Annotated in this window: 12 protein-coding genes; 10 read left to right on the forward strand and 2 right to left on the reverse strand. The window is 71.4% G+C overall.

What is annotated here, in order from left to right:
• Positions 1-185 precede the first annotated feature (185 nt).
• The 9 genes from ACPT94_RS41880 (at position 186) to ACPT94_RS41920 (ending at position 8561) form a co-directional block, all read left to right on the forward strand.
• The gene (locus ACPT94_RS41880; RefSeq protein WP_360347825.1) at positions 186-1301 is read left to right on the forward strand and encodes a carbohydrate kinase family protein; all 1116 of its coding nucleotides are present in this window, start codon (positions 186-188) and stop codon (positions 1299-1301) included.
• 243 nt (positions 1302-1544) lie between these two features.
• Positions 1545-2615 (forward strand): PhoH family protein, encoded by a 1071-nt coding sequence (locus tag ACPT94_RS41885; RefSeq protein WP_360347660.1) that lies wholly within the window; start codon positions 1545-1547, stop codon positions 2613-2615.
• A 13-nt stretch (positions 2616-2628) separates the two neighbouring features.
• Positions 2629-3126, forward strand: a complete 498-nt coding sequence (gene ybeY / locus ACPT94_RS41890) for an rRNA maturation RNase YbeY (RefSeq protein WP_360347663.1) — start codon at positions 2629-2631, stop codon at positions 3124-3126.
• On the forward strand, positions 3123-4418 hold the full coding sequence (locus ACPT94_RS41895) for a hemolysin family protein (protein ID WP_360347665.1): 1296 nt from the start codon (positions 3123-3125) through the stop codon (positions 4416-4418). The genes ybeY and ACPT94_RS41895 overlap by 4 nt, the downstream gene beginning before the upstream one ends.
• Positions 4415-4774 (forward strand): MmcQ/YjbR family DNA-binding protein, encoded by a 360-nt coding sequence (locus ACPT94_RS41900; protein ID WP_425248136.1) that lies wholly within the window; start codon positions 4415-4417, stop codon positions 4772-4774. Before ACPT94_RS41895 ends, ACPT94_RS41900 begins: the two co-directional genes overlap by 4 nt.
• A 36-nt stretch (positions 4775-4810) precedes the next feature.
• Positions 4811-5164: a cytidine deaminase gene (locus ACPT94_RS41905; RefSeq protein ID WP_360347671.1), complete on the forward strand. Its 354-nt coding sequence runs from the start codon at positions 4811-4813 to the stop codon at positions 5162-5164.
• A gap of 247 nt (positions 5165-5411) precedes the next feature.
• Complete coding sequence (locus ACPT94_RS41910; protein ID WP_360347674.1) at positions 5412-5885, forward strand: hypothetical protein; 474 nt, start codon at positions 5412-5414, stop codon at positions 5883-5885.
• A 160-nt stretch (positions 5886-6045) separates the two neighbouring features.
• Positions 6046-7374 (forward strand): WxL domain-containing protein, encoded by a 1329-nt coding sequence (locus ACPT94_RS41915; RefSeq protein ID WP_425248137.1) that lies wholly within the window; start codon positions 6046-6048, stop codon positions 7372-7374.
• Between the two features lie 95 nt (positions 7375-7469).
• A complete protein-coding gene (locus tag ACPT94_RS41920; protein ID WP_425248138.1) occupies positions 7470-8561 on the forward strand; it encodes a WxL protein peptidoglycan domain-containing protein in 1092 nt (363 codons plus the stop codon).
• Here ACPT94_RS41920 and ACPT94_RS41925 read toward each other — a convergent pair.
• Positions 8558-8896, reverse strand: a complete 339-nt coding sequence (locus ACPT94_RS41925) for a P-II family nitrogen regulator (RefSeq protein WP_360347682.1) — start codon at positions 8894-8896, stop codon at positions 8558-8560. The two genes, ACPT94_RS41920 and ACPT94_RS41925, sit on opposite strands and share 4 nt — an antisense overlap.
• Positions 8893-10203: an ammonium transporter gene (locus ACPT94_RS41930; protein WP_360347685.1), complete on the reverse strand. Its 1311-nt coding sequence runs from the start codon at positions 10201-10203 to the stop codon at positions 8893-8895. Before ACPT94_RS41930 ends, ACPT94_RS41925 begins: the two co-directional genes overlap by 4 nt.
• 173 nt (positions 10204-10376) lie before the next feature.
• On the opposite strand from ACPT94_RS41930, the gene era reads away from it, so the two are divergent.
• Positions 10377-11330 carry a GTPase Era gene (gene era / locus ACPT94_RS41935; protein ID WP_360347687.1) on the forward strand — a complete coding sequence of 318 codons (954 nt, stop codon included), beginning with the start codon at positions 10377-10379 and terminating at the stop codon, positions 11328-11330.
• Positions 11331-11650: the final 320 nt, after the last annotated feature.

Consider the following 11650-nt stretch of genomic DNA (forward strand, 5'->3'; position numbering starts at 1 on the left):
CCGACCCACCCACCACCGCCATCAGGCGCCCCCGGGAGCAACCACCCGCAGGCGCATACGAGCCCCCACCCACAGGAGCGACCCCACCCCCCGTTCCGTCACGACGCTCAGCGTGCCGTCAGTGACGTGGTGCACACTGGCCAGATCGGCACCACGTCAGGGAGCGCACAGTGACCGCGTCCACCATGCCCACCGGAGAGGTACACCACCAACACCACCGCCACGCCCAGGCAGACCCGTTGGCCGGCCTGCGCACCCCGGACGACCCGCCCTGGGACGTCTACCTCACCGGCACCGTCTTCCTCGACATCATCTTCACCGGCCTCGACTCCGCCCCCGTCCGTGGCACCGAGTCCTGGGCCCGCGGCATGGGCTCCAGCCCCGGCGGCGTGGCCAACATGGCCACCGCCCTCGCCCGCCTCGGCCTGAAGACGTCCCTCGCCGCGGCCTTCGGAGACGACCACTACGGCGAGTACTGCTGGGACGCCCTGGAACAGGGCGAGGGCATCGACCTCACCGCCTCCCGCTCCGTCCCCGGCTGGCACTCCCCGGTCACCGTCTCCATGGCCTACGAGGGCGAGCGCACGATGGTCTCCCACGGCCACGAACCACCCCCGGAGGAGACCGCCCCCGACTCCCCGCCCCACGCCCGAGCCGCGGTCGCCTCCCTCACCCCGGGCAAGCGCGCCCCCTGGATCGCCCAGGCCGCGAGCCGCGGCACCCGCGTCTTCGCCGACGTCGGCTGGGACGACACCGGCGCCTGGGACCTGGCCGGCCTGCCCGACCTGGAGCACTGCGAGGCCTTCCTGCCGAACGCGGAGGAGGCGATGCGCTACACCGGCGCCACCTGCCCCCGCGCCGCCGCCCACGCCCTCACCGAGCACGTACCGGTCGCGGTCGTCACCCTCGGTGCCGACGGCGCCTACGCGGTGGACCGCCGAACGGGCGAGTCCGCGGAGGTTCCGGCCATCGAGGTGGAGGCACTGGACCCCACCGGTGCCGGGGACGTTTTTGTGGCCGGTTTCGTCACCGGCACGCTCGCCGGCTGGCCGCTCGCCGACCGCCTGGCCTTCGCCGGCCTGACAGCGGCGCTCTCGGTCCAGGAGTTCGGCGGATCGCTCTCCGCCCCCGGTTGGTCCGAGATCGCGGGCTGGTGGCGCAGGGTGCAGTCCGTGGAGGAACAGGACCCCGAGGCCCTGCGCCGGTACGCGTTCCTGACACCTCTGCTCCCCACCCAGGAGGTCACACCGTGGCCGCGCCGCAGGGCGGTCCCCACGATCGGCTTCCGCCGGTCGGCGTAAAAGGACGAAGCCGACCCAGAACCGAGCCAGAACCGAACCAGCAGCCGAACCAGAACCGAGCGAGAACCGAACCAGCAACCGAACCGGCAGCCGAACGAACCCTCCCACCCGAACCAGTGGGGAACACCCGGTCGAAAAGCCCTACGGCGATGTCAGCCCCCTGGCGTACCCTTGAACTCGCCAGGCCGCCCTCGTGGCAGGCGAGACGCATCCGGGAGGACGTAGAGGCCTTCGGGCCGGCCTATGACTCAGACACCCACAGCTCACACGCCCGCGCAGGGCAAGGCGAGAGCACAGTTCACCGTTCCCGCCCAGCACCCCATGGTGACCGTGCTGGGATCCGGCGACTCCCTTCTGCGCGTGATCGAGACGGCTTTCCCGGCGGCCGACATCCACGTCCGGGGCAATGAGATCAGCGCGGTCGGCGACCCGCGGGAAGTCGCCCTTATCGCGCGCCTGTTCGACGAGATGATGCTGGTGCTCCGCACCGGGCAGCCGATGACGGAGGACGCAGTGGAACGCTCGATCGCCATGCTGCGGGCGAGTGAGAACGGGACGAGCGACGGCCAGGAGACCCCGGCCGAGGTACTGACGCAGAACATCCTGTCCTCGCGCGGCCGCACCATCCGCCCCAAGACCCTCAACCAGAAGCGGTACGTCGACGCGATCGACAAGCACACGATCGTCTTCGGCATCGGCCCGGCCGGTACCGGCAAGACGTACCTGGCCATGGCGAAGGCGGTCCAGGCCCTGCAGTCCAAGCAGGTCAACCGCATCATCCTGACCCGCCCGGCGGTCGAGGCGGGCGAACGCCTGGGCTTCCTCCCGGGCACCCTCTACGAGAAGATCGACCCGTACCTGCGCCCGCTCTACGACGCGCTGCACGACATGCTCGACCCCGACTCGATCCCCCGCCTGATGGCGGCCGGGACGATCGAGGTCGCGCCCCTGGCGTACATGCGTGGCCGCACGCTCAACGACGCCTTCATCATCCTGGACGAGGCCCAGAACACGAGCCCCGAGCAGATGAAGATGTTCCTCACCCGTCTCGGCTTCGACTCGAAGATCGTGATCACGGGTGACGTGACCCAGGTCGACCTGCCGACCGGCACCAAGTCGGGTCTGCGCCAGGTCCAGGACATCCTGGAGGGCGTCGAGGACGTGCACTTCTCCCGGCTCTCGTCCCACGACGTCGTACGGCACAAGCTGGTGGGCCGTATCGTCGACGCGTACGAGAAGTACGACGACAAGCACGGCACGGAGAACGGCACGCACAAGGGCGGCCGGGGGAAGTCCGGGCACAAGGGGAAGTAGCGCGAGTACGACCATGTCGATCGACGTCAACAACGAGTCCGGAACCGAGGTCGACGAGCAGGCGATTCTCGACATCGCCCGCTACGCGCTGGCACGGATGCGCATCCACCCGCTCTCCGAGCTCTCGGTGATCGTCGTGGACGCCGACGCCATGGAGCAGCTGCACATCCAGTGGATGGACCTGCCGGGGCCCACGGACGTCATGTCCTTCCCGATGGACGAACTGCGTCCGCCGTCGAAGGACGACGACGAGCCCCCGCAGGGCCTCCTCGGCGACATCGTGCTCTGCCCGGAGGTCGCGGCCAAGCAGGGGGCCGAGGCCCCCACCCAGCACTCCATGGACGAGGAGCTCCAGTTGCTCACCGTCCACGGTGTGCTGCACCTGCTGGGCTACGACCACGAGGAGCCCGACGAGAAGGCCGAGATGTTCGGCCTCCAGGCGGCCATCGTGGACGGCTGGCGTGCGGAGAAGGGCCTGACCGGTCCGTCCCCGGCCCCGACCGTCTCATGAGCCTCGGCCTGGTCTCCGGCGCGATCGCCCTGGTCGTCGTGGCGTGGCTCGCCGCCTGCGCCGAGGCGGGCATCGCGCGTGTCTCCAGCTTCCGCGCCGAGGAGGCCGTACGCTCCGGCAGGCGCGGCAGCGCGAAACTCGCGCAGGTCGCCGCCGACCCCACCCGCTACCTCAACGTGGCGCTGCTGGTCCGCGTCGCCTGCGAGATGGCGGCGGCCGCGCTGGTGACGTACGCCTGCCTGAAGGAGATCGACGGCACCGCCTGGGCCCTGCTGGCGGCGATCGGCGTGATGGTCCTGGTCTCGTACGTCGCCGTGGGCGTCTCCCCGCGCACGATCGGCCGCCAGCACCCGCTGAACACGGCGACGGCGGCGGCGTACGTCCTGCTGCCGCTCGCCCGGATCATGGGACCGATCCCGTCCCTGCTCATCCTCATCGGCAACGCGCTCACCCCGGGCAAGGGCTTCCGGCGCGGTCCGTTCGCCTCCGAGGCGGAGCTGCGGGCGCTGGTCGACCTCGCCGAGAAGGAGTCGCTGATCGAGGACGAGGAGCGCCGCATGGTGCACTCCGTCTTCGAACTGGGCGACACGCTCGTGCGGGAGGTCATGGTCCCGCGCACCGACCTCGTCGTCATCGAGCGCTACAAGACCATCCGCCAGGCCCTCACCCTCGCGCTGCGCTCGGGCTTCTCGCGCATACCCGTCACCGGGGAGAGCGAGGACGACATCGTCGGGATCGTGTATCTGAAGGACCTGGTCCGCAAGACGCACATCAGCCGGGACGCGGAGAGCGAGCTGGTGTCGACGGCGATGCGGCCCGCCGCCTTCGTGCCCGACACCAAGAACGCCGGTGACCTGCTCCGCGAGATGCAGCAGGAGCGCAACCACGTCGCCGTCGTCATCGACGAGTACGGCGGCACCGCCGGCATCGTCACCATCGAGGACATCCTCGAGGAGATCGTCGGCGAGATCACCGACGAGTACGACCGCGAGCTGCCCCCGGTGGAGGAGCTCGGCGAGGACCGCTACCGGGTCACCGCCCGCCTCGACATCACCGACCTCGGCGAGCTGTACGGCCTGGAGGAGTACGACGACGAGGACGTGGAGACCGTCGGCGGGCTGCTCGCCAAGGCACTGGGCCGCGTGCCCATCGCCGGCGCCTCCTCGGTGGTCGAGCTGCCCGACGGACGCGATCTGCGGCTGACCGCCGAGGCCGCCGCCGGCCGGCGCAACAAGATTGTCACGGTTCTGGTGGAGCCCATGGGCAAGCCGAAGGAGGAGGAGCCCGAGTGACACCCCAGGAGCTGCGCGCCTTCTGCCTGTCCTTCAACGCGGCCGTCGAGGACTTCCCCTTCCGGCCGGAGATCTCCGTCTTCAAGGTCGGCGGCAAGCTCTTCGCCCTGACGACCCTGGACGCCCGCCCCCTGACGGTCAACCTCAAGTGCGACCCCGATGACGCGGTCCGCCTGCGCTCCGATCACCCGGGTCTGATCGTCCCCGGCTACCACATGAACAAGCGGCACTGGAACACCGTGACCGTCGACGGCGAACTCCCGGACCGTCTGGTCCGCGAGCTGATCGAGGACTCGTACGACCTGGTCGTCGCCGGCCTGCCGCGCGCGGAGCGGCTGCGTCTCGACCGCCCCTGAGGCCCCGCCGGTCCGGCGTCTTCGTATGCTCGGCACATGACCGACAGCAACGCGCTCGACCCCGAGGACCGCAAGATCGTCACCCTGGCCCGTTCCGCGCGGGCCCGCAACGGTGTGCCCGAGGGGGCGGCCGTACGGGACGAGACGGGACGTACGTATGTCGCCGGGACGGTGGATCTGCCGTCGCTGCGGCTGAGCGCGTTGCGGACGGCGGTGGCGATGGCGGTGGCGTCCGGGGCGAAGTCGCTGGAGGCGGCGGCGGTGGTGACGGACGCCGGCGGCGTCCCGACCGAGGACCTGGCTGCCGTACGGGATCTCGGCGGGCCGGCGACTCCGGTGCTGGTGGCCTCGCCGGACGGGACGGTCGGGCTCACCGTCTCCGCGGGCTGACGTACCAGGGGGCGCCGCCCCCTGGGCCCCCGGTTCCCCTGGCCGCCCACCGATCTCACCGGGCCGGGAAGTCACCGGCTCGAGTTAGGCCGGTTTTCAACCTTGCCGTCCCCCCGCCCCGGACGCGTCAATGGAGCCGTTGGTTCCGACGGACCGTCAGATCTACCCCCCACCGGGTCCGGCGCCCGCACCCGCCGTCCCGTCCGGCCGTCCGTCTTCGCAATCCGGGAAGGAGACCGGAATCCCCATGCGCAAGCGAATCGGATCAGGTGCGGCACTGCTGGCCGGGGCCCTCGCGGTCACCGGGCTGGCGTTCGCGCCGTCCGCCGCCGCCGTCGCCCCCACGACGGCGACCGTCACCGCGAACTGCGGTCTGTTCGGCGGCGGAGCCGCCACCCTCACGGCCACCCAGAACGGCACCTCGGCCACCCTCACCCTCTCGTCCAGCGCGATCACCGCGCCGATCCCGATCAGCGCGAACAGCATCAACTCCACGCTCACGATGGCGAACTCGACCGGTGCCGCCAGGGTCTTCACCGGCACCGTGAACCCCGCCATGGCCACCGGCGCCCCGATCGTGGTCGGTCCGCTCAGCGGGACCGTGGCCTCCGGTGACAGCCTGGACTTCTACCGGGGCTCCCTGAAGATGGTCGTCTTCGGGATCACCGTCACCTGCACGGCGGCCGCGCCGCAGTCGCCGGGCCCGTTCGTGTTCGACTGAGAAGCGCGTCATGGACCGTCGGTTTCCCCCGCGCGCAGGAACCTGACGGTCCATCAGTTCACCACGGCGCATGCATTGACTTCTCACGCGATCCGCACATCAATGCCCCCTGTCGGCGCAGAAGAGCCGCTGCGCCCGCACCCTTGAGGAGGGGGCATCCATGGGTTCGACACCCCAGAGATCCCGAAGACGGCGCTGGAGCGCGTTGCTCGGGGCGGCCGCGCTCGCGGTCACCGCGGGCGGGGCGCTGGCGGCGCCCGCCACCGCCGCGTCCGTGGACGTGGACTACCCCACGCACTGTGTCCCGCCGCCCATCGCGGGCATCCCGCCGATCGACGGCACCACCACCGGGAAGATCACGGTGGACAACGCCACCCCGAAGGTCGGTGACACCGTCACGGTGACGTACACGGTGGTCAAGCCCGCCGCCAGCAACCCCACCGACCTGGCCCTGCCGGCCGACATCATGACCCCGACGGGCAAGGTCACCCTCGGCGGCGCGCAGACCGGCAGCGTCACGGTCGCGGGACCGAAGAAGAACGACCCGGTGCCCGGCAAGGGCCCCTTCCCGTCGTTCTCGATGACCGGCACCTTCACGGTCACCGCGCCCGGCGCGATCACCCTCTCGCCCGGCGACTACAACATCCACACCAGCTACATCCTGGAGCTGGACACACCCTGCACGGTGACCAACCCGCCCGCCCCGGTGTCGGAGACGGTCACCGCGTCGGCCAACCCGCCGGCCAACACCCGTTCCATCACCCTGAGTTCGGCCTCCGGCGCGCCGGGTGCCCCGGTCACCGTCACCGGCAGCGACTTCACGCCGGGCGCGACCGTCACCCTGGCCGGGCGGTCCGGGGCCGCGCAGACCGCGGACACCGCGACCGCGACCGCCGACGCGCAGGGCCGCTTCAGCGGCTCCCTCCTGGTCGGCGACCGCACCACGACCGGTGTCGTGGCGTACGAGGGCAGCGCGTGGAACGCGGAGAAGGGCGCCGGGCCCGTCGCGTACGTCGTCATCGACGACACACCCGTACCGGACGGGAGCCAGAAGCTGACGACGACCGTCAAGGCGGGCACCCTGTCGATGTCCCAGGCCGGGGACGCCGTCCAGCTGTCGGCGGTCGACTTCGGCACCGGCGGGGCCTCGACCGGCGCGCTGAAGACGGTGACCGTCAAGGACTTCCGCGGCGGACCCGCGGGCTGGTCCCTGACCGGCAAGGTCAGCGACTTCACCGGTCCCGGCGCCAAGATCCCCGCCGGGAAGCTGAACTGGACGCCGGCCTGCGTCACCAAGGCGGGCAGCCCGAGCACCTGCCGGGCCGGTTCCGCGGGCGTGGTGGGCAGCGCCGGGGCGACCCTGGCCTCCGCCCCCGACGCCACCCTCACCGGCGGCGAGTTCACCGCCGACGCCCAACTCTCCCTCGACGTACCGGCGTTCACGCCTCCGGGCACGTACACCGGCGTCCTGACCCTCACGCTCACCTGAGCACAGAACCCACTCCACCGGTGGCCGGGCGCCCGCCCCACAGGTCCGCACCCGCCCGTCCACCCACCGTCCACCGCCCGTGGGGGTCCGCACCCATGCGCAAGCCGTACGTCCTCCTCCTGCCGCTCCTGCCGCTCCTGCCGCTCCTGCCGCTCCTGCTGACTCTGCTGCTCGCCGCGCCCGCCCGGGCCGCCGACAACGGCAGCTGGTCGGTCCACCCCGTCGCCTCGGCCGTGGCCGCCCGGCCCTACTTCTACCTCACCGCCGATCCCGGACAGGCACTCGAGGACAAGGTCGTCGTCGCCAACAAGACGGACCAGCCCCTCACCTTCCGGCTCTACGCGGCCGACGCCTACAACACCCCACGGGACGGCGGGTTCGCCGTGCGGACGGTGGGGGAACGGATGCGGGGCGTGGGGGCGTGGGCCAAGCCCGCGAAGGACCGGGTCACCGTGCCCGGCCACAAGTCGGTCACCGTCCCGGTCCGGATCCGCGTACCGAAGGACGCCGAGCCCGGCGACCACCCGGGAGCGATCGTGGCGCTCGACGAACGCGTCGAGAAGGGCGGCGGCGGGGTCGCGCTCGGGGTGCAGCGGGCGGTCGGCGCCCGTGTCTACCTGCAGGTCAGCGGGCCCACCCTGCCGGCGCTCGCCGTCGAGGACGTCCGCGTCAGCCACCACCAGCCCCTGGTCCCGGGCTTCGGCGACAGCACGGCGACGATCTCCTACACCCTGCACAACACCGGGAACGTCACCCTCCAGCCCAAGGTGGAACTGAAGGCGAACGGTCTCTTCGGCCGCACACTCCTGACCCGAGACCTGAAGAAGATCCCCTCCCAGCTCCTCCCCGGCCAACGCGTCCACCTGACGGAACGCTGGAACGACGCCCCCCAGCTCGACTGGACGGACGTGAAGCTGACGGCGACCGCCACAGACTCCAGGGAGTCGGCAACCGCGTCGTTCGTGGCGGTGCCCTGGCTGGTGGCGGGGGTGCTGGCGTCGGCGTCGGCCGTCGGCGTGTGGCTGCTGATCAGGCGACGGCGCAGGCGGCCCGAAGCGGCGCGGGGCGTCGACATCTTGCGGCTCCGCCGCGACGGGGGTGCCCCCGCGCGAGCGAAGCCGGCAGCGGGGGAGCGACCAGCCCCCGCACACCCGCACCAGAAAGTCAGCCGGACCCGCGGAGCCTAGAGCGCGTCGGGACCGCGCTCGCCCGTGCGCACCCGTACGACCGTCTCGACCGGCAGCGCCCACACTTTCCCGTCCCCGATCTTCCCCGTCTGCGCGGCGCTGACGATCGCGTCGATGACGGCGTCCGCGTCGGCGTCCTCGACGACGACCTCGATCCGCACCTTGGGGACCAGATCGACCTGGTACTCGGCACCGCGGTACACCTCGGTGTGGCCGCGCTGGCGGCCGTAGCCGCTGGCCTCGGTGACGGTCAGGCCGTGCACGCCGAGCTCCTGGAGGGCGGTCTTGACCTCGTCGAGACGGTACGGCTTGACGATCGCGGTGATGAGCTTCATGCCTGGGACTTGGCCTTCTGGACGGAGGGGACGGGGGAGGAGCTGACCGGGGCGCCGTGGCCCAGGACGCCGTGATCGTATGCGGTCTCGGCGTGCACCGTAAGGTCCAGGCCGGTGTGCTCCTGCTCCTCGTCCGCCCGGAAGCCCATCGCCTTGTCGAGCAGCCTGCCGATGCCGTACGTCACCAGGAAGGCGTAGGCCCCCACGGCGACCACGGCCACCAGCTGCTTGCCGAGCTGGGCGAGGCCGCCGCCGTAGAGGAGGCCCTCCGTGCCGCCGGTCATCGACTCGACGGCGAAGACGCCGATGAGGAGGGTGCCGATGACGCCGCCGACGAGGTGGACGCCGACGACGTCCAGGGAGTCGTCGTAGTTCAGCTTGAACTTCCAGCTCACGGCGTACGAGCAGACGACACCGGCGGCGAGGCCCACGACCAGGGCGCCGAGCAGGGAGACCGAGCCGCAGGACGGGGTGATGGCGACCAGGCCGGCGACGGCGCCGGAGGCCGCGCCCAGGGTGGTGGGGTGGCCGTCGCGCTTCTGCTCGACGAAGAGCCAGCCGAGCAGGCCCGTGCAGCCCGCGGCGAGCGTGTTGAGGAAGACGGCGGCCGCGAGACCGTTGGCCCCGAGGGCCGAGCCGGCGTTGAAGCCGAACCAGCCGAACCAGAGGAGACCGGCGCCCAGCATCACCATGGGAAGGTTGTGCGGACGCATCGCGTCCTTCTTGAAGCCGAGCCGCGGGCCGAGGACCAGGCAGAGCGCCAGGCCGGAGGCGCCCGAGGTGATCTCCACGGGGAGGCCGCCGGCGAAGTCGAGGGCGCCGAGGTGGTCCAGGATCCAGCCGCCCGGGCCCCACACCCAGTGGGTGACCGGAACGTATACGAGCAGCACCCAGACCGGGACGAAGACCAGCCAGGCCGCGAACTTCGCGCGGTCCGCGATCGCGCCGCTGATCAGGGCCGCCGTGATGATCGCGAAGGTCAGCTGGAAGGTGGCGAACAGAAGGGTGGGGACCGTGCCCTGGACGCTGTCCGGGCCGAGGCCCGCCAGGCCGGCGTGGTCGAGGCCGCCGATGAGACCGCCGCCGAGGTCGTCGCCGAAGGCGAGGGAGTAGCCAGCGGCCAGCCAGACCACCGTGACCAGGGCGATCGACACGAAGCTCATCATCAGCATGTTGAGCACGCTCTTCGTGCGGACCATGCCGCCGTAGAACAGGGCCAGGCCCGGGGTCATCAGCAGGACGAGGGCGGTGGCGGCGAGCAGCCAGGCGGTGTCGCCGGTGTCGATCTGCGCGGCGGCAAGGGTCACGGTCGTCTCCAACGGGTGAGGGCTCGTCAGAGGGTCACCGTGCCGCGTTACCGGCCGCGTACGGGGGTGTTTCGGTGGTGTTTCATTGCGTGCGGGTTTCGGGAAGCTCACGGCGGGGGCCGGTGCCGCTCGTGTGTGCGGCGGGGCTTCGTGGATCAGGGAGAATGGGGGCCATGAGCGTTCGTAACCAGTCATCCGAGCAGTCGGCCGGGACCCTTCACCGTGCCGGCTTCGCCTGCTTCGTGGGCCGCCCCAACGCGGGCAAGTCCACCCTCACGAACGCTCTGGTCGGGAAGAAGGTGGCGATCACCTCGAACCGGCCGCAGACGACGCGGCACACGGTGCGCGGGATCGTCCACCGGCCCGACGCGCAGCTGATCCTCGTCGACACCCCGGGGCTGCACAAGCCGCGGACGCTGCTGGGGGAGCGGCTGAACGACGTGGTCCGCACCACCTGGGCGGAGGTCGACGTGATCGGCTTCTGCCTGCCCGCCGACCAGAAGATCGGCCCCGGTGACCGGTTCATCGCCAAGGAACTGGCCGGGATCAAGAAGACACCGAAGGTCGCGGTCGTCACGAAGACCGACCTCGTCGAGCCCAAGGCGCTCGCCGAGCAGCTCATCGCGATCGACCAGCTGGGCAAGGAGCTGGGCATCGAGTGGGCGGAGATCGTCCCGGTGTCGGCGGTCGGCGACAAGCAGGTCGAGCTGCTGGCCGACCTGCTGGTCCCGATGCTGCCGGAGGGGCCCGCGCTGTATCCGGAGGGGGACCTCACGGACGAGCCCGAGCAGGTGATGGTCGCCGAGCTGATCCGCGAGGCCGCGCTGGAGGGCGTACGGGACGAGCTCCCGCACTCCATCGCGGTCGTCGTCGAGGAGATGCTCCCGCGGGAGGACCGGCCCGCCGACCGGCCGCTGCTCGACATCCACGCGAACATCTACATCGAGCGGACCAGCCAGAAGGGGATCATCATCGGGCCGAAGGGCCGCCGCCTGAAGGACGTCGGCATCAAGTCCCGCAAGCAGATCGAGGCGTTGCTGGGCACGCCGGTCTTTCTGGACCTGCATGTGAAGGTCGCCAAGGACTGGCAGCGGGACCCCAAGCAGTTGCGCAAGCTGGGCTTCTGAGCGGGCCTCGCCCACCCACCCACCCGACTCGGTGGGTCGAGAGGTCCCCCCACCCCGGGGCTCCGCCCCGGACCCCGGGCGGGGACTGCGTCCCTGCACCCCTGCCGGGGGCTGCGCCCCGGCGCCTTGCCCACCCGCCCGCCCGACTCGGTGGGTCGAGAGGTGGCCCTCGCCTCGGGGCTGCGCCCCGGACCCCGGGCGGGGACTGCGTCCCTGCACCCCTGCCGGGGGCTGCGCCCCGGCGCCTTGCCCACCCGCCCGCCCGACTCGGTGGGTTGAGAGGTGGCCCTCGCCTCGGGGCTTCGCCCCGGACCCCGGGC

The sequence above is a fragment of the Streptomyces aurantiaciflavus genome (assembly GCF_049808595.1).
Classification (GTDB): domain Bacteria; phylum Actinomycetota; class Actinomycetes; order Streptomycetales; family Streptomycetaceae; genus Streptomyces.